Raw genomic sequence first — 17874 nt, 5'->3', positions numbered from 1 at the left:
AGGTCAGGTCCGGGGAGAGGTGTCGGTGGGGAGTTCGGCCGCGAGGAGTTCGGACGACTGGCGGGCCAGCGCCGCCACCACCCGGCCGGGCAGCCAGCCGGGGGTGAGCAGGGTGCCGGCCGAGTCGAGGACCGTCCGGTGCGGGGTGGGCGGCGCGAGGGCCGCCGTCAGGCCGGCGGCGGTCGGGCGGTCCGCCGGGTCGCGGGCCAGGCAGGAGGAGACCACCGGGCGCAGGCCGGGCGGGAGTTCGTCACGTTCGGGCACGGTGTGGCCGGTCGCGGCGTACGCGAGGACCGCCCCGAGGGCGTGGACGTCACCCGGTGGCCGGGGGCGGCCGCCGGTCGCCTGCTCGGGGGCGAGCGCGCCCGGGTCGAGGCCCGGCAGACCGGTGCGCGGCTCGCCGTCGGCGGAGGCGGCCCGCACCGCGCCGAAGCAGGTCAGCCGGGGGCCGTCGGCGGTGAGCAGGACCGCGGCGGGGGAGACCCCGGCGTGGGTGAGGTCCTGGGCGTGCGCGGCGGCGAGCGCCTCGGCGAGGGCGGCGCCCACGGCCCGTACGGTCGTCTCGGGCAGCGGCCCGCCGTGGACGGCGAGGGCCACGGGGAGGGGGAGCGCGGGGAGGTAGGGGGTCGCGTACCAGGGGGGTTCGCCCGGTGCGGCCAGGTCCGTCACCGGCGCGATCCAGGGGCCGAGGAGGCGGCGGGCCGCGTCGGCCTCCGTGGCGAAGCGGACCGGGTCGGCGCCGGGCAGCGGGGCGCTCAGGAGGACCGTGCGCTCCCCGTCGGCCGTACGGGCGACGAACCGGCGGCAGGGGACGACGGAACCGGCCCGGCCGGGCCGGGCGGGCGGGTCGAGGCGGGTGATCAGCCGGTACGGGCCGATCCGGCGCACGGATTCCTCCCGCGTGCGCGACTGCTCCACGTGTACGTCCCCCCGTTGTTCCACGGGGACGTTCCCCGCCGTTCCGGCCCCCCGTGACGACGGGGCGGGACGAGCCTACCGAGGGGGGAGGGGAGGTCCGTGTCCGGGAGAGCGGCGGCCCGGTCCGGGGCGGGCGGCCGCGGCCTGGAACGTCCGGGCTGTCCGAGTTGCGAAGGTGAAGTACGCGTGTGGGCGCCGTGACGATCTCGCGCATGCGGTATTTCCGGTCCAGGGCGCGCTCGAACGGGCGCCCGAAGGCTAGGATCGCGGTGCTTCCCCGGCCGTGAAACTTGCTGGGGCGAAGCCGGAACGATCAACGTGACGAGGTCGCGGAAGCAGCGGGGGGAGAACATGTCGTTCGAGCAGGAGTGGGCGTCCGTACGGACCGCGCCGACCGCCGACGTGAGCACGAGGCTCCATCAGGTCGCCCCGGAGCCCGGCGGTGGCGGCGGGGGCAACGCCGACCTGAGTGTCGACCAGGACAAGCTCGGCGCCATCGGCAGCGCCGCGTACGCCCTGCACGGCCGGCTGGTCAAGGACGGCAACCACGCCCGTACGAGCACGACGGAGGCGGGCGCGGGCCTGGCCGGTCACGGCTTCCTCACCGGCTCCGCGCTGACGACCGTCCAGGAGACGTGGAGCTCGCGGCTGAACACGCTGCTCGACGCCTGCGCCAACATCTCCAACCACCTGGACTACAGCGCGGCTTCGCACGCGAAGGAAGAGGCGGACATCGCGGCCGCCCTCTCGGCGTCCAGGATCAACGAGTACTTCACGTAGGCGGGGGACCTGCTGTGCTGACTTTCGACAACGTCTACCAGGCGCCGCTCGACAGGATGAAGACCGCGGCCGACGACTGGGCCGCGATGAAGGGCAAGCTCGACACCCTCGCCCAGGACGCGCGGTCGACGATGGCCGCGAAGGCCAGGGACGACTACTGGCGCGGGGTGAACGCCGAGGTCACCAAGCCCTTCGTGGACAAGACGGCGAAGGAGTTCGGCGACGCCGCCAAGGCGGCCGACGGCATCCACAAGGTCCTGGAGGACGGCTACACCGCCTTCAGGAAGGCGAAGGACGACCTCAAGGAGATCGTCGAGACGGAAGCCCCCGCCAAGGGCTTCCGGGTGAGGTCCGACGGCACGGTCGAGGCCGTCGAGCCGCTGTCGCAGACCAAGGACCAGGGGATGCGGCACGACCCCGACTTCCAGGAGATGGTCCGCAAGGAGCGCGCCGACATCGAGGCGATGCAGCGGCGGATCGACGCGATCGTCGAGACCTGCGACGACGCCGACGTCTCCTGCTCCAACGCGCTCAAGGCCGACATCACCGGCGACCGGCACGACTTCAGCGCCCCGAAGTACACCGGCCTCGACGCCGAGGAGGCGCAGCGCGCCGTCGACCTGGCGAAGAAGGGCCGGGACATCTCGCACGAGGAGCTGATGCGCCTCAACGAGCTGCTCAAGGACAACAGCGGCTCCCAGGAGTTCTCCCGGACCTTCTACGACGGCATGGGCCCGAAGGGCGCGCTGGAGTTCTTCGGCCAGCTGTCCACGGACACGTACGACTACACGAAGGTCGACAAGCAGCGCCTCGCCGACGTCCAGGAGCTCCAGAGGAACATGGGGCTCAACCTGGCGACCGCCACGCAGGGCGGCGACGCGTGGACCGAGAAGTGGTCCGCGGACATGCGCAGGCTCGGCACGGAGCGCATCCCGCTCGCCAAGTACGACAACAACCCGGCCTTCGGCTACCAGTTGCTCGGCGGCATCATGCGCTACGGCGACTACGACAAGAAGTTCCTGGTCCCGATCGCGGAGCACGTCACCCAGCTCCACGCGAAGGACCCGTACCTCTTCGCCGACAGCAAGCCGTTGATCGGCGGCGGCCTGCAGAACCAGTACAACCCGTCGGGCGTCAACGGCTCCGGCTTCGACCCGATGATCCCGATGCTGGAGGCGCTGGGGCACAGCCCGGAGGCGGCGAAGGACTTCTTCACGAAGGAGCCGACGTCGTACAACCAGGACGGCACGGTGGGCGGGACGGTCGACCTGGACCCGAAGAAGGAGGACAAGCAGGCCAATTACCTGGACTTCTTCGCGAACAAGGATTACACGTTCTTCCCGGACATCGAGGGACACAACCCGGACGACCTCACTAAGACCATGGGGTACATGCCGGACGCCCTCGGTCACGCCCTGGAGGCGGCGACGCTGGGCCACGCCTGGGACGACCCGACGCCGGAGCTGAAGCGGGACGAGACCACGGCCACGATCATGAAGGATGTCGTCGCGAAGTACAGCGAGGACGCCGAGCTGCTCAAGAAGTGGCAGCCGACGATGGCCGACAGCCTCGGCAACATCGGCGCCGGCTACATCGACGACCTCAACTGGGCCCTGGACAAGAACACTCCGGACAGCGCCTTCCACCCGACGAAGGAGACGGCGGCACACCCGGTGCTCGGGCAGGACGCGGCGATCAAGTTCCTGAGCACCCTCGGCCAGCACCCGGACGCCTACGCCACGGTCTCCACCGCCGAGCGCCTGTACACCACCAGCGTTCTCGAAGCGCAGGTCGGCCCGGACGGCAGGATCGACGAGGGGCACGCCCGGGGCGCCGCCTTCACGGGGGCCACTCTCCAGGGCCTGCTCGACCAGTCCCGCGGGGACCAGGTCGAGGCCGAGGGCATGAAGAAGCACGAGGAGTACGAGAAGGCGCAGGAGGCCAAGGCCGGCTGGGTGGAGTTCGGCGCCACGGTGGGCGTCGCCGCCGGCGTCGCCTTCCTGCCCGCGACCGCCGCCGTCGGTGCGGCCGCCGTTCTCATCCCCCTCGCGGTCGACTCCGGCTCCGGTGCCATGGAACAGCTGGCCGGGCAGGTCATCGGCGACTGGTCGGACAAGTCGATCGAGGATCACAAGGACAAGACCGAGGACCAGATCCACGACGACAACGCGGCCATGTACACGGCCGGTCGGTACAGCGCGGAGTCCCCGATGGAACGGTTCCTGTCCGAGCACCGCAGCCAGGTGAGCAGCGATTTCCGTCAGGACATGATCGAGTCCGTGAGCAACGGCTACTTGAAGGGCAACGCCCACGCCAGGCAGACCGGCAACGCCCCCGAGACCGGCTGATCCGCCGTCGCCCCGACCCCACCAGGAATCCCGAGGAACACGATGAGAAGAGTGTCCGCGTCCGTATCGACCGCGCTGGCCTTCGGGCTGCTTCTCACCGCTTGCGGAGGCGGAGGTGGTGGCGAGGACGAGCCGCAGGTCGCGCAGAAGTGCGACGGCACGCTTTCTCCGGCGGCGGTCGGAGAGCTGGAGACGGTGCTGGGCACGGAGGGGTACCACTCGGAAGGCATCGGCCTGGAGCGGACGGCGGAGGCGCTGATCGAGGACCGGGCGAGGGGGGGCCGTCCGCCGGGGCATCCGGCGATGTGCACGGTCGTCACCGACGCCGACTCCCGGCTCGGTGCCAGGATTGACGTCCTGCTGTCCGAGAACGCCAGCCTGTACGACGACGGCACCAAGTGGACGGCGGGGGGCCGGCACCTCTACGGGGTGGGCCGTGAGGCGAACACGGACAACAAGTCGGCGTACCTCTTCGTGGAGTGCACCAGCCCGCAGCTGAAGGGGTCGGACAAGGAACCGGCCCTCATCGGGGCCAAGTTCGAGTTCGAGAAGCCGGTGAAGACCGCCTATCCCCCCAACACCCCCGCCACCCGCCGGGCCTACCTCACCGTCCTCCACTCCGTGACGCTCGCCGTCGTGAGGAAGCTGGGCTGCGAGGGCGACGCGGGGCTTTCCGAGGAGCCCGTCCTCACCGAGAAGAGGTGGCGCGGCGAGCAGGAGCGGGGCGGCGGGCCCTCCGTCAGTCCTCGGCCGTCCGGGCGGCCGGGGACAGCTGGGACAGGAGCAGGGTCGCCGCGCGGGTGATCAGGGCCGCGAGGAGGATCGTCCCGAGGCCCTCGACGTGCAGGTGGCCGATCTTCGGGCCCAGCCAGGACAGCAGCCACCAGATCAGGGCGTCCTGGACGAAGCCGGCGAGGCCGAGGGCCAGGAGGACGGGGAGCGGGACGCGGCCCGAGGGGCCGATGGAGACCAGCTGGGTGAGGACCGTCATGACGAGGGCCGCCATCAGGACGGCGAGGACCGCGTCGACGGTCTCCGCGCCGCCCAGGGTGATGCCGGGGAGCAGGCCGCAGGCGAGGCCCACGCCGATGAGGACGCCCAGTCTGCGTCTGCCCTGATCGTTCATGGGCGGACTGTCGCACACCGGGCGGCGCGCTGTGAAGATCTCGTGAGCCCCGCGAAGGGACCCGCTCGGAGACCGTGATCGGAATCGAACCGACGTAACTCGCTTCGCAGGTTCGTCCGTGCTGGTCGGCAGGCGAGTCGTTGCCGTTCACCTTCGTTCGCCTCCGTACCACCGCCCGATGCGTGAACCGTTGTGAACGGCTTCGGACGGGGGTGAATGAGACGGAAACCGAGACGGAGTACCGCCCGGTTGACCTGTGCTCCTATCCCTGGCTTTTTCGGCGTTCGACGTGGGGCGGATCGCTGACCGTCACGACGGCGATGAAGTGATCCGCCCGGCGGAAGAAGTCCGCCGGCGCTCGACCAAGGTTGTCGAGATTGCCGGGAATGAGAGTAATCCCCTGAATCGGGGTTTATGGCATTTTTACGGGTAGGGGAAGGATAAGCACCGTTCCTTTGGAGGTCATCATGGCGTCGACCCATCACGCGCCCATCGAAGAGCATCCCGACCTGATGGAGCTGCGGGCCCGGCACGACCGCGCCGCCGCCACTCCGCGGGCCCAGATGATCGAGGCCCTGGCCCTCGTCACCGGTCTCTATCTCGCCGCGTCCCCGTGGATAGTCGGCTTCAACGGTTTCACCACCCTCGCCGTCACCAACCTCATCGCCGGCATTGCCTACATGCTGCTTCTCGGCGGCCTCGGCAACTCCTACGAACGCACCCACTCCATGGCATGGGCCGCCGCCGCCATCGGCATCTGGACCTGTGTGGCCCCCTGGGTCGTCGCCGGGGACGTCGCCCACACCCGCTCCATCACCAGCAACCTCATCACCGGCGCAGTCGCCACCCTCCTCGCCCTCGCCGCCGCCTCCGCGGCCCGGGGTCACTCCCGCGACGGGCGCGGCGGCTCCGGCGCCCGAGGACACCGCGGGATGCCCGGCGACCACTGACACCGTCGGCGGACGGCCATGATCACGGCGCCGGACCCACCATGAAAATGGAGAGGCGGATGTTGCGCCCGCGACCCCATTGCAACTCCGGCGCAATGCGTCAGCGGCTGACCAGTACCGCCGGCCGGGCACGTCCGCTGCCACGCTGCCGGCCGACTGAGACGGGACGGCCCAGAGGGCGGCACTCCCGAAGGAGTGCCGCCCTCTCGTTCTGCCCGGTCAGAAAGGTGGAGACCGTGGCGGGAATCGAACCCGCGTAACTCGCTTTGCAGGTTTGTCCGTGCTGGTCGGCAGGCGAGTCGTTGCCGTTCACCTTCGTTCGCCTCTGTACTGCTGCCCGATGTGTGGACCGTCGTGAACGGCTCCGGACGGGGGTGAATGAGACGGGAACTGAGACGGAGTACCGCTCGGTTGGCCTGCGCTTCCATCCCCGTTCTCGGGAACAAAGCCAGGACTCCCTAGTGTCGGTGTCTCACATGTGAGACACCGACAGACGCGGTCTTTGGGGAGAATCGGGCTGTGAGTGTCGCACCACGCTGCCGGGCCCTCGGCTCCGGCCCCGACATTCCCGACCCTCCGCGACCCACGCGCCCTGACCGCCGCCGAGCACGCCGCGGCCGGTGAATGGACCGCCGCCCCCGCCCCCGCGCTCCTGGGGGCGCCTCGGCCCGCCCGGTGCCGTCTCGGTGGTGGGCCGACCGACCCGGCACCCCGCCGCGCCCGTGGGAGCGGCGGCAGTCCGTGCTGATACGGCGTGCGCGAGTGCGGCCCGGCGCCTAAGGGCACACCCCGGACAGTACTGCCGGGCCGCCCCGCTTGATGGTTCCGCCACGGCCTCTCACGTGCAGTCCAACCAGATCGGCATATTCCGGGGACTCTTGTCAGTGTTCACCCATACGATGCGCTCGTACGCCTCTACATGGAGTAAGGAGCGCGAATGCCGAAGCGTGTATTCGTCAGTTTCGACTACGACTACGACAAGTTCCTCAAGGAGGCGCTGATCGGGCAGGCCAAGAACCCCGACTCGCCCTTCGAGGTCCATGACTGGTCGATCAAGGAGGCGTCGCCGGACTGGAAGGTCAAGGCGCGTGCCAGGATCCGGGCCTCGGACATCGTCATCGTCATCTGCGGCGATCACACGGACAAGGCCGTAGGCGTGGCCATCGAGCTCGCCATCGCCCAGGAAGAGGGGGTCGACTACTTCCTGCTCAACGGATACAACGGCCAGGCCGGCAAGAAGCCGACCACCGCCAAGGCCAGCGACAAGGTCTACAACTGGACCTGGCCGAACCTGAAGACCCTCGTCGGGGGCGGTCGGTGACCGAACCGTCTGAGGCGAACAGACGAGCTGAGGTCCTGGAGCTGTACAAGCTCGCCGTCGAGATGGCCGACCGCATCTCCGCGCGACGCGGAACCGCTAACGCTTTCTTCCTGTCCGTACAGACCACATTCGTCGGCCTGATCGGCTTCGGCTTCCCCAAGCTCGCCGAATCCCCCTGGTGGGCATCTGTAGCCGTAGCCCTGGCCGGAGTCACTCTGTCGGCCACCTGGTGGCTGCAACTCCGAAGCTACCGGGAGCTCAACACCGCGAAGTTCAAGGGCATCAACAAGATCGAGGAACGCCTCCCGGTGAAGATCTTCGCGGACGAGTGGGAAGAGCTGAAGAGCGATCCGATCACCGGCTGGCGCAAGCGCTACGCAGAGCTGGGCGACTCCGAGCGAGTCGTTCCCGTGGTGTTCGCAGCGGTACATGTGCTGCTACTTGTGGGCACACTAACCACGTGACCTACCTTGATCCGCTCGCCGACCTGATCCGGTCCTGCCTGCCCCCCGAAGCTGAACCGCCGCCAGACTCAGATGATCTGTTCCGCATCTATGCCGTGCTGCTGAAAGCCAAGGGGGAACAGGTGACTGACGAGGACGTCCACAACGCCTGGTCCGCCTGGATGCAGTCGGTGGACAGCTCACACCAGGCACTAGTGCCATTCCACGACCTCCCCCCGGAAACGCGCCGCTTCGATGCCCCCTATGCACAGGCCATCCGAGTAGCGGCCCGCCAGATGCAGTAAAAGAGACCCCTGGACCGGGCACGGGGGTCGGGGAGAATCGACCGGTGAGCAACGCGCGACGCCGCCCCGGCCCCGACGTTCCGAGCCGGCCGCCCGCGACCCGCGCGCCCGGACCGCGCCGAGCATGCCGCCGACCTGCCAGTTCGCCAGAGGCTCCGGCCTCAGCCACCGGGGCTCGGCTCGATTTCACAGAAGTTGTGCCAGAGCCCGTTCTCGTGAACAAAGCCAGGAAGCGACTTGCTCAGCGTGGGCTTACACCTCTCCGAGAGCCGTCAGGTGATCAGCAAAGCTGTCTGTGAGACTGGAGAGAACCGCTTGCCCCTTCTCGGCCGTGGCTTGAGAGGGGAAGCCGATGACCCCGGACTTCGTGTACTCCTTCATGCCCAGCGTGAGCAGGAACGGACGGTCGCTTGCGTCGTGGTCGGCTCCCTCGTAGCCGGGGCGGACGAGGGCGGGCTCTGAGTGGAGCAGGATCGAGGTCTCGATCTCCCCGGCATGCATGTCGTCGTGGGCGCTGCTGGACAGGCCAGCGTGCTCGCGTGCTCGGTTCCACTCTCGGCCCTGCGGGAAGAGGCTCATCCGCGGCTCGGTGAGGTTGGCCTCCTGCACGATGTTGGACAGCACGTAGTTGCCGCCGTGAGCGTTGACGAGGACGAGCTTTCGCACTCCGGACGCCTCCAGGGAGGCGGAAATGTCGCTGATCACGGCATGCAGAGTGCGCGCGCTGATGCTGACGGTGCCAGGCCATGTCCCATGCTCGTGGCTGCACGCGATGGTGATCGGGGGCAGAGCGAGGACGGGATAGACGGCGGCGAGTTCGCGAGCGATGACGCAGGCGATGGCCGTGTCCGTGATGAGGGGCAGGTAGGCGCCGTGCTGCTCGTACGACCCGATGGGCAGCACGGCCACACGGGGGGCCTGGTTCTGTACATCGACGGTGGTGACGGTGGGAAGCAGGTTCACGGCTCTCCTCTGGTCGAGTCAGCTGCCTTTCATAGTGCCCAATAGGTGGTTGAGATCGGCAATCTCGACCAGCTTCCGCCAGCGGGCGAGGAGGGGCTGAAGCCGTAGAAGCTCAGCGAGGATCCGTGCGGATCCGGTGGATTGAGCGATCGCGGCGGCCTCTGATGCGGCGCCGTAGGCGCCCTCTACGTCTTCAAGTTGAGCGTATGCGGTTGCGAGGCGAGCCAGGGCAAGACCACGGTCACGCTGCTGTTCGGCCGGCCACCGGGCGAGGCTCGCCGCTAGTGTCCGCAAGGCCTCCTCCGGGCGCCGCAGCTGCAAGGCGCAGGTCGCCGCCTCCATGTCGATGTACGAGACGGAGCAGTACGGAGCCAGCCCGGCAGGATCCATCTCGTGATCAGCGAGCGTCCGGGCTTCGTCAAGCGCCCGCGCCGAGTCGTCGGGGTGTTCCAGCAGGGCCTCGGAGTAGGCGCGCGCCCGGAGGGCCACAGCGCGGACGTCGGGGGGTAACTTCTGTGCTTGCTTGAGGGCCGCGTTCGCCAACCCGACCGCGTATCCGGCCTGCCCGGCCTCCGCCGCGATGTTGCTGCGGCGCTGGAAGACGTACGCGCTCAAGGTCGGGTCATCCAGTTCGGCCGCGTAGTCCAATGCCCGGTTGGTCCAGAGCATGGCGGACTGGGAATCCCCCGAATCCTGATGGAGCCAACCGAGAAGTTCCGAGTACCGGGCACCTACGCGGATCGCCTCGTCCCGCAACGGACCTTGTGCCTCCTTGCAGAGCTCTTCGATGAGCGGCATCTGGCTCTGAACGGCCGGCACAAGGAACCGTGGCCCAACCACCGGTTCCGCCTGGATGTGCTGGACAAACACGGATTTCAAGTACTCGATGGCTTCAGGCGTGGCCTTCAGCGCTGCCGCTCGTGGAGCAGGCAGCGAGGGCAGCTGGTCCAGCTGAGAAGGCGCTGATTCCACCGCAAACCCAAGCTCCTTACGGGTCGCCTGGTACACCTCGCAGAACAGGGCCTGATACTCCGGGCCTGGGTCCCGTCGGCCGTTTTCGAACATCGAGATCTGTGTCTTCAGGCTGCTACGGGACGGGAGCTGGATCCCAAGTCGTAAGGCTGCGTCCGCCATCTCGTCCATGAGTACAGCTTGGGGCCACCCCCGCGCGGTTCGAGCTGCTTGCAGCTTCGTCTTCATCGCTCCCCCAAGTCAGGTAACGCGGCAGGCCCACATGATGCCCAATCGCGCCCCTGACGTGGGGAGTTAACAGGTAACAGCGGCTGACTGTTAACCCTGTCCGCTGTGGATCGACGCGAAATGCGGCCTACTGGTTCTTGTCAGACGGGCTGGTTGGAACGGCTTCGAGTCGCTCCACCCGGCCCTGAAGGTCACTGAGCTGGGAGGTGAGCAGAGCGACATGGTCCTGAAGTTCCCGCAGGCTGAGCGCGACGTCCTGGGCGGTCTGGCTGCCCTTTTCCGGGTCCAGGACGTAAGTCCCGCTGCCCTGCCGGCCCACGACGAGGCCGTCCTCGGCGAGCTGCTTGTAGGCGCTCTGGACAGTCATGAGCCCGACACCGAGATGCTTCGCCACCCCCTTGGCCCCGGGAAGCTGTGTGCCTGCCGGGTACACGCCGTCGCCGATGTCCTTGCGGAACTTGGCGGCGATCTCCTTGGCGTTCGGGGGCTTCTCCGGGTTCCAGTCCATACGTAGAGCCTAACCAACCTAGGTCATTCCCATCACGTGCCACGGGGAGCTTGACCCCAGGCAAGCTACCTAGGTAACTTCATCTCAAGCGAGTTACCTAGGTAACTCGAACGGGTCTCGTATGTCTGGATCCGCAGTTCAGGGCGGGGACGCTGCAATCCCGCTAAAGGCCAGGTGGAACAGGGTTTCGGCCCGTACTGGCGAGGTGGCCCGGTGACCGCGAGCAACGGCCGGAGAGTGGGGACACAGGTCCCCCTTGCAGTGCTTGTTCCTGTCCACCTGACCCGAGGGGGTGCTCATGTACCGACGAAGACCCCGGGGCGTCCGTCCGTGCCTGACCGGCATGGCGGCGATGCCCACCGCGTCCCCCTGATCCGCCGCTTCGGCGCACCGGGCTATCCGGTGATTCGCGGATGTCAGGTCACCTGCGCAGCGGTGCTGCGGCCGGTTGCCTCCTCCGCCCGTCCGGACCTCGTTCGCGGGGTGCCGTACGGGCGGGGCCGAGGGGAGCCGGAGATCCCTGGTTCCAACGGCGAGAGCCCCCGGAGCGGCTACTCCGGGGGCTCGGTTCGGGCCGTTCCTGTCTGAGAGGAACACACCCAATGAAGTCCATCATCACACTCCCCGCCACCAGCGGGGCCCTGGCGTTCGACGGTGAGCCGTCGGATGCGGAGCTGGACGCGGTCGAGCTGGAGATGCCGCTGATCCTGGCGGAGGTCGACCTGCTGGACGCGGAGATCAAGACGCTGGACCGGCCGGCCACGGGGCTGGACGAGCGGCGCATCCGCCGGGCCCGCAACCGGGTCCTGGCCGAGCGCCGGGACCTGACCAACCGCGCCGTCGCGCTGCGGGCGGGCGGTGCGGCGTGAGGGCCCGGACGCTGGCGGACCTGTCCGCCCCGCTGCTGGCGCTGCGGCTGCTGGCGGTGGAGTTCGCGCACCTGCCGGCGCCGTGCGTGGAGGTCTCGACGCTCTACCCGGAGCGGCTGGAGCTGACGTTCCACGACGACCTGACCGGGTTCGAGGCATGGCGCGAGGCCCTGAACATCGCGCCCGAGGGCGTCGTTCACCGCGTTCAGGCCGGCGGCCGGACCCGCGCCCTGCGCGTTCATGGGACGTTCGCCGGAGCCCAGGTGACGCTGGTCGGCTACGCGGAGGTCCCGGCCGTCGAGCCGGTGCTGGCGGGTTCGGGGGCGGTGTCGTGAACGGTGTTCAGATCCGTTCAGCGGAGCGCGCCCTGTCGGTCGGCACCTGGCTGATCGTGGCCGGGGCGATGCTCTACTCGATCCTCACGGTCACCCCGCTGATGCGGGCCCACACCCCCCAGGACTGGCGGTGGGCCGCCCCGATCCTGCCCCTCGTCGTGGACGCGGCGGTCGTCATTGTGGTCCGGCTGGACTCGGTCCTGGCCCGCCTGGGCGGGCACGGCGGCCGGTGGCCGGTGGTGCTGCGGTGGATGACCGGCGGCATGACCCTGGCCCTGAACATCGCCGACTCCGCCCTGGCAAAAGACCTGGTCGGGGTGGCGGTGCATGCGGTGGCGCCGCTGCTGCTGATCGTCACGGCCGAGACCGGATTGGCCTACCGCGCGGCCATCACCAGCGCGCTCACGGCCATCCAGGACCGTGAACGGGCCGAGGCGGCGGCGCGGGAGCAGGCCGCCGCCGAGCGTGCCGAGGCGGCCGAGCGCCGTGCCCGTGAGGCGCGGGAGTTCGAGGCCCGGATGGCCCGTGAACAGCGCGAGCACGAAGCCGCGCTCGTCCGTGAACAGGCCGAGCGGGAGGAGCGCGCCCGGCGCGAGGAGCGGGAGCGGCAGGAGGCGCAGGAGCGGGCGGAGCATGAGGCCCGTGAACGCGCTGAACGCGAGCGTGAACAGCAGCGGCTGGAGCGTGAACGCCATGAACGCGAGGCCGCCGCGCGGATGGAGAAGGAGCGCCGGGAGCGCGCAGAGCAGGCCGCGCGTGAACAGCGGGAGCGGGAGGAGCGGGCCGAGCGTGAACGCGCCGAACTTCTGGCCGCCGGGCCCGCCCAGGAGAAGCAGGGCGAGGAGAAGGCCCGCCGGACGGTAGCCGCGGCGTTCGCCGCCGGACTGCCGGTCCGGCAGGCGGCCGAGCTGTGCGGCTGGTCCACGGGCTGGGTCACCGCCCGCTACCAGGAACTGCGCGAGGCGCCCGCCGCCCGTGCCCTTGAGGCGGCCGGCCGGTGAGTGCGATCCCCGTCTACCGCTGGCGCCTCGCGCCGGAGGGGTTGGCGACGTTCCGGCAGCTGCGGGCGCTGGGGCTGCGGCCCGGCGGTCAGCCGGTGGTGGCCCAGCTCGAACGCCCCCGCCGCCGGCGCGGTCCGCTGGTCGCCTTCCTCTACCGCATCGACCTGGCCCGCCCGGTCCGTCCGATGACCCCGGCCCGGTGGGCGGCCCTGGAGCGGGCGAACGCCGCCCGCCGGATCTGCCCCGCCTGTGGGCGGGATGCCGGATATCGCATCCCGCCGTCGCTCGGCATGTGCGTCCCGTGCGCGGACGCCCCTCAACTCGCTGCTTGACCTGGAGGTTTTCTCGTGGAGAGCAACACCGCACAGGGCACGCACATGTACGTGCTGTCCCTGCAGAACCGTCAGATGAGTGCCTGCACGATCTCCGGCACCTACACCCCGGCCCCGTGGGACACCCGGTTCGACATCCTCAACCGGCTCCGGCTCGACGCGGTCCGCCAGTACCCGTCGATGGAGGGCTCCATCGTCGTCTACTTCGCTCTGGAGATGAACGAGCTGACCGGTCAGGGGGTGGACCGGTGACGGACCTCAGCACCGAACCGATCCTCACGGACCCGGCCCCGCTTCCCCCGGCCGAGCCGTCCCCCGGCCCGGCCGAGGAGACCCCCGCCCCCGTGGGAAAGCCGTCCGTGGAGCACACGGCGGGCGGCTGGCCGGTCGTCCCCCTCGCCCTGACCGGCGCGAACGCGACGGTGACGCTGCTGGCCGGGGCCGCGCTGGTCGGCGGACCGGTCGCGGCGGCCGTCGCCGTGACCGGCGCCGTCGTCCTGGGCACCACCACCGCCCGCACCAACAAGACCGCGAAGCAGGCCCGGCAGGCGAAGGCGGGCAAGAACAGCGCCGGCTCGGCGGGGAGGTCGGCCGGTGGCTCGCGCGGCGGGCGCGGCGGTGTCCCGGCCCAACCCCGGCGCGGCTCCGGCTCCGCCGCCGGGGGCAAGTTCGGGAAGCGGGCCGGAGCGTCTGCCGCGTCGGGCCGGAGTGCCCGGTCCGGTGCGCTGCGGTCCGCCGGCACACCGGCGGGCGTGGGCAGCCGGAAGACGGGCCTGTCGAAGAGTGCCGGGCCGCGTGCGGCCGGGACCGGCGCGTCGCCGTCCGGCGCCTCGTCCCCGGTGAAGCCGCGGGGCGGGATCGGGCAGGTCAAGGCGCTGCGCGAGCAGGCCCGTTCGGCGTCACCGTCGAAGGCGGGGCGACGGGCGGAGACGACGGCGGCCCGCCGTCAGATCGCCGACGCCCGCCGGGCCGCCAAGAACGATGCCCGCACCACGGCCGCTGCCAAGAAGGGCCCACTGGGCCGGGCGGTCGGCAAGGCCGCCGGCCGCCTCGGCACTGCCCGGGGCACGGCCGTAGGACGGCTGCGCAAGACCCGCGACCAGCAGGCGGCCGGAAAGGTGGCCGCGCAGCGCTCCGAGGTCCGCAAGGCCCCGGCGCGGGCGAAGGCCCGCAAGGCGCTGTGGAAATCGGCCGCCCGGTTCCAGGGCCGCCGCCTGCTCGCCGCGCTCCTCGCCGGGGCGCTCGGCCTCCTCGGCCTGGTCACCACCCCCCTCGGCCGGAAGCTCGGCTGGGCGTGGCTGCAGCACCCCGGCCGCCGCCTCTACGCCCGCCTCATGAAGCAGGCCCTCGCCGAGCGCGAGGACCGGGACGAGGCCATCCGCGAGCAGCGCGAGCAGGACGAGGCCGCCGCCGACGCGGCGGCCGAGCAGGACGGCGAGCAGATCGGGGACACCGCCGAGCGTCCGGCCGGCCTCGTCCCCACCACCCCCACCAGTGAGAGCACCGAGGGAGAGATCGTGTCGGGTTTCCGGTTCGAGGAGTACGCGGCGGAGATGGAAGCCGCCGCCAACAGCTATGAGCCCGAGAACGCCATGGAGATTCTCGCCATGGTCGAGGGCCTCCCGGCCGCGCTGACCAGCGTGGCGAACGTGATGAAGATCCTGGCCGAGCGCGCCGACTCCGAATTCCCGCTGGAGAAGGAGGTCGCCGACGGCTTCAACGACATCTTCGGCGCCCTCATGTCGGCGGTGGCGGTCGCGGAGGACATGGGGCCGCTGTTCCGCACCGCGCACGAGCAGGACATCGCCCGCCACGAGGACCCGCGCAACGGGCCCGAGGCCGAGAAGGGATGGAACGTCTGACCATGGCACCCACCACCGCCCACAGCACGGGGCCGGTGTGGGACTGGGCGGCCGGTCACGGACCCGTGACCGGCGCCCTGTCCGCCACCACCGGAGCCCTCGCCCTGGCCACCACCGGCGCCGCCACCGGCATGCCCGCCGGATGGGCCCTCGCGGCCGGCGCCGCCGGAGCCCTCGGCCACACCGTCACCAGCCTCCGCGAACGCCTGGCCGCCCGCACCATCGCCATGCGCGCCGCCTCCTGGCTCCTGGGCGCCGGCTGGACCACCTGGGCCATCACCACCGGCCCCCTGACCTGGACCGCCCTCGGCTCTCTCGCGACCCTCGGGGTCGGCATCGGCGCCGCCGCCCGCTCCACCCTCCTCCACGAGGAGGCCCGCGAACTCGAGTCCCTCGCGGCGGCCGAACGGCAGGTCGCCCGCGAGCTGTCGGCCGAGCGGCGGGCGATCGCCGCGGAGTGGGTCGACCGCGTCCAGCGGGTGTGCGGCGGCATCACCATCCGGGTCCTGGCGGTGGAGATGTGGCCGACCGGGACCGGCTTCACCATCGACGCCGAACTCCCGCCGGGCGGGGTGACCTACGAGCGGATCGCCCAGTACGCGCCGCAGCTGTCGGCCGACGCCCGGCTGCCGCACGGCTGCACCGCCACCGCCTCCCAGGGCATCGACCAGGGCCGCGTCCTCATCGACGTCACCACCGTCAACGTGCTGGCCGGGGAGATCGAATACCCCACCGACTACAGCCCCCTGTCGATCCACACCGGCCTGCCCTGGGGCGTGCGCCCGGACGGCCGGGAGGTGCGGGCCTACCTGCGCGAGCAGTGCGCCCTGATCGTCGGGCCGACCGGGTCGGGCAAGACGAACTTCGTCCACGACGTCCTGGCGTCCTTCGCCCGCGCCACCGACATGCTGACCTGGGTCATCGACCTCAACGCCGGATCGGCCGGCCTGCCCTGGGTCCGCCCCGCCCTCAACAACACCGGCGGGGAACCGGTGCGGCCCGGGATCGACTGGCTCGCCGCCTCCTACGAGGAGGCCATGCTCATGCTGGACGCGGCGCTGCGGGTCGGCAAGCACCGCAAGGTCGCCTACCAGGACCTCATGGCCCGCGCGAACACCGACCTGCTGCCCGTCTCCGCACAGATCCCGCAGATCATGCTCGTCATCGACGAGGGCGCCGAGATCCTCGCCAGCTCGGATCCGCAGATGCGCAAGCTCGCCGGGAAGATCCTGGAGGTCATCCGGCTCCTTCGCGCGATGGGCCTGCGCACCGTCCTGACCGCCCTGGGCGCGACCGGGTCGGTGCTGGGCAACCTGATGATCCGCCGCGAGGCCAAGGCCCGGGTCTGCCTGACCGGCGGGGAAGTCGAGGGCATGGACCTGTCCAAGGTCTTCCCCGGCGCCCGCGGCCTGAAGGTCACCCAGGCCCCCTACAAGGGCGCCGGGTTCATGGGCACCCCGGAGTCCCCGGCCGGCCTGTTCAAAGCCTGGCGGATCAAACCGAACCAGATCGCCGACATCGTCCGCGCCACCAGCTCGCTCCATCCCCGGCTGGACGAGGAGTCGGCCAAGGCGGCCGGACCGGACTACGCCCGCCGCTGGGACGCGGCCCGCATCGCGTGGATGGGCGACACCCTCACCACCGCCTCGGCCGCACCGGCCGTCACCGAGGAAGCGCCGAAGCGGCCCGGGCTCAACCTCTCCGCCCACCGCGACCGGCAGCCGCCCGCCCCGGCGGCCGAGCTGGACGCGGACGCGCTCGCGGCCAGGCTCATGGCCGAGATCGACGCCCAGTTCGGCACCACCCCCGAACCCGGCACCGAACCGGACGGCGAGCAGCCGCCCGCCGGGCTGAACCTCTCCGCCCTCCGCAAGGACCGCGAGGAGCAGAGCGGCCCGGACTGGCTGCCCACGGCGATCGCCGCGATCCAGGCCGCCGGGCCAGACGGCATGAAGCCGTCCGCCGTCGCCGACACCGTCGGACGCAGTCGCCACGCCGTCCGGGCCGTGCTCAAGGCGGCGGCCGAGCGGGGCGAACTCGTCTACCGCGACCGGGGTCCGCACTCCGTCTACGTCCACCCCGACCACGCCTGACCGCCCGTACAGAGAGCTACTGGACAGTGGCCACTGGAAACTTTCCACTAGCCACTAGAAAGGCCCTCTACTGGACAGCAGGGGCCTTGAACTGGGCTGTTTCCACTATCCAGTAGCCACTGTCCACTGACCACTAGACCCACACAGCGTCACCGACCCGAGCGGGCGGCACCTCACCGAGAGGCGCCGCCCGCCGCCGTTGAAGGGACCGCATTGTGCACGCCGACACCCCCTATGAGATCACCCCCACCACCCCCTACGCCGACCCGTACGAGCGCCCCGCGACGGTGCGGCGGCCGGTGATCCTCCCGTCGGAGATCCCGCCCGGCGTCGACTGGGTCACCCTCCCCAACGGGGTCCGCACCCTCGCCTACACCCACCCCGCCCCGGCGCTCGCCCCGGCCCTGGCCGGGCAGCCGATCCCGGCGTGGGCCAAGACCACCGCCCTGCTCGCCCCCACCGTCGGCGGCGGGATCGCCGCCGCCGGCATCGGACTCTCCTACGCCGCCCCGGGACTCAT

The 17874-nt window shown here is 70.5% G+C and carries 19 protein-coding genes and 1 pseudogene; 15 read left to right on the top strand and 5 right to left on the bottom strand.

The window, feature by feature from the left end:
- Nucleotides 1–3 precede the first annotated feature (3 nt).
- Nucleotides 4–918: a protein kinase family protein gene (locus ACZ66Z_RS31490; protein WP_469938935.1), complete on the bottom strand. Its 915-nt coding sequence runs from the start codon at nt 916–918 to the stop codon at nt 4–6.
- 351 nt (nt 919–1269) lie between these two features.
- Between ACZ66Z_RS31490 and ACZ66Z_RS31485 the strand changes: the two genes are divergently transcribed.
- The 3 genes from ACZ66Z_RS31485 to ACZ66Z_RS31475 are packed head-to-tail and all read left to right on the top strand — an operon-like array spanning nt 1270 to nt 4850.
- Entirely contained in the window at nt 1270–1698 is a 429-nt protein-coding gene (locus ACZ66Z_RS31485; RefSeq protein ID WP_469938934.1) for a hypothetical protein, read from the top strand.
- 14 nt (nt 1699–1712) lie between these two features.
- Nucleotides 1713–4046: a hypothetical protein gene (locus ACZ66Z_RS31480; RefSeq protein WP_469938932.1), complete on the top strand. Its 2334-nt coding sequence runs from the start codon at nt 1713–1715 to the stop codon at nt 4044–4046.
- A 51-nt stretch (nt 4047–4097) separates the two neighbouring features.
- A complete protein-coding gene (locus ACZ66Z_RS31475) occupies nt 4098–4850 on the top strand; it encodes a hypothetical protein (protein ID WP_469938930.1) in 753 nt (250 codons plus the stop codon).
- On the opposite strand, the gene ACZ66Z_RS31470 is transcribed toward ACZ66Z_RS31475, so the two are convergent.
- Complete coding sequence (locus ACZ66Z_RS31470; protein WP_469938929.1) at nt 4786–5172, bottom strand: phage holin family protein; 387 nt, start codon at nt 5170–5172, stop codon at nt 4786–4788. The genes ACZ66Z_RS31475 and ACZ66Z_RS31470 overlap by 65 nt on opposite strands.
- A gap of 467 nt (nt 5173–5639) precedes the next feature.
- On the opposite strand from ACZ66Z_RS31470, the gene ACZ66Z_RS31465 reads away from it, so the two are divergent.
- The 4 genes from ACZ66Z_RS31465 to ACZ66Z_RS31450 all read left to right on the top strand — a co-directional run bounded on the left by ACZ66Z_RS31465 (nt 5640) and on the right by ACZ66Z_RS31450 (nt 8191).
- On the top strand, nt 5640–6122 hold the full coding sequence (locus tag ACZ66Z_RS31465; protein ID WP_469938927.1) for an SPW repeat protein: 483 nt from the start codon (nt 5640–5642) through the stop codon (nt 6120–6122).
- 937 nt (nt 6123–7059) lie between these two features.
- A complete protein-coding gene (locus ACZ66Z_RS31460) occupies nt 7060–7443 on the top strand; it encodes a TIR domain-containing protein (RefSeq protein ID WP_469938926.1) in 384 nt (127 codons plus the stop codon).
- The gene (locus ACZ66Z_RS31455; RefSeq protein WP_469938924.1) at nt 7440–7907 is read left to right on the top strand and encodes a RipA family octameric membrane protein; all 468 of its coding nucleotides are present in this window, start codon (nt 7440–7442) and stop codon (nt 7905–7907) included. The genes ACZ66Z_RS31460 and ACZ66Z_RS31455 overlap by 4 nt, the downstream gene beginning before the upstream one ends.
- A complete protein-coding gene (locus ACZ66Z_RS31450; protein ID WP_469938923.1) occupies nt 7904–8191 on the top strand; it encodes a DUF7701 domain-containing protein in 288 nt (95 codons plus the stop codon). Before ACZ66Z_RS31455 ends, ACZ66Z_RS31450 begins: the two co-directional genes overlap by 4 nt.
- A gap of 252 nt (nt 8192–8443) precedes the next feature.
- Here ACZ66Z_RS31450 and ACZ66Z_RS31445 read toward each other — a convergent pair whose 3' ends face one another.
- From ACZ66Z_RS31445 to ACZ66Z_RS31435, 3 genes are all read right to left on the bottom strand, one after another.
- Nucleotides 8444–9154 (bottom strand): creatininase family protein, encoded by a 711-nt coding sequence (locus ACZ66Z_RS31445; RefSeq protein WP_469938922.1) that lies wholly within the window; start codon nt 9152–9154, stop codon nt 8444–8446.
- Nucleotides 9155–9172: 18 nt separating this feature from the next.
- Nucleotides 9173–10297, bottom strand: a complete 1125-nt coding sequence (locus ACZ66Z_RS31440; protein ID WP_469938920.1) for a hypothetical protein — start codon at nt 10295–10297, stop codon at nt 9173–9175.
- 184 nt (nt 10298–10481) lie between these two features.
- Nucleotides 10482–10862, bottom strand: a complete 381-nt coding sequence (locus tag ACZ66Z_RS31435) for a GntR family transcriptional regulator (protein ID WP_467022914.1) — start codon at nt 10860–10862, stop codon at nt 10482–10484.
- Nucleotides 10863–11464: 602 nt separating this feature from the next.
- Here ACZ66Z_RS31435 and ACZ66Z_RS31430 point away from each other — a divergent pair.
- From ACZ66Z_RS31430 to ACZ66Z_RS31395, 8 genes and pseudogenes are all read left to right on the top strand, one after another.
- Nucleotides 11465–11731, top strand: coding sequence for a DUF6284 family protein (locus ACZ66Z_RS31430; protein WP_466921848.1), 267 nt, complete (start codon nt 11465–11467; stop codon nt 11729–11731).
- Complete coding sequence (locus tag ACZ66Z_RS31425; protein WP_469938918.1) at nt 11728–12066, top strand: hypothetical protein; 339 nt, start codon at nt 11728–11730, stop codon at nt 12064–12066. Before ACZ66Z_RS31430 ends, ACZ66Z_RS31425 begins: the two co-directional genes overlap by 4 nt.
- Nucleotides 12063–13067: a DUF2637 domain-containing protein gene (locus ACZ66Z_RS31420; RefSeq protein ID WP_469938916.1), complete on the top strand. Its 1005-nt coding sequence runs from the start codon at nt 12063–12065 to the stop codon at nt 13065–13067. Before ACZ66Z_RS31425 ends, ACZ66Z_RS31420 begins: the two co-directional genes overlap by 4 nt.
- Complete coding sequence (locus ACZ66Z_RS31415) at nt 13064–13399, top strand: RRQRL motif-containing zinc-binding protein (RefSeq protein WP_469938915.1); 336 nt, start codon at nt 13064–13066, stop codon at nt 13397–13399. The genes ACZ66Z_RS31420 and ACZ66Z_RS31415 overlap by 4 nt, the downstream gene beginning before the upstream one ends.
- Before the next feature lie 15 nt (nt 13400–13414).
- Entirely contained in the window at nt 13415–13651 is a 237-nt protein-coding gene (locus ACZ66Z_RS31410) for a hypothetical protein (protein WP_469938914.1), read from the top strand.
- Nucleotides 13648–15261: a hypothetical protein gene (locus ACZ66Z_RS31405; protein WP_469938912.1), complete on the top strand. Its 1614-nt coding sequence runs from the start codon at nt 13648–13650 to the stop codon at nt 15259–15261. The genes ACZ66Z_RS31410 and ACZ66Z_RS31405 overlap by 4 nt, the downstream gene beginning before the upstream one ends.
- A gap of 2 nt (nt 15262–15263) precedes the next feature.
- Entirely contained in the window at nt 15264–17354 is a 2091-nt protein-coding gene (locus ACZ66Z_RS31400; protein ID WP_469938910.1) for a hypothetical protein, read from the top strand.
- Nucleotides 17355–17569: 215 nt separating this feature from the next.
- A pseudogene (locus ACZ66Z_RS31395) lies at nt 17570–17874 on the top strand (hypothetical protein); the annotation flags it as partial.

The sequence above is a fragment of the Streptomyces sp. NPDC107498 genome, from assembly GCF_055582805.1.
The sequence above is the reverse complement of the archived record's forward strand: the minus strand, read 5'-3'. Positions and strand labels throughout refer to the sequence as shown.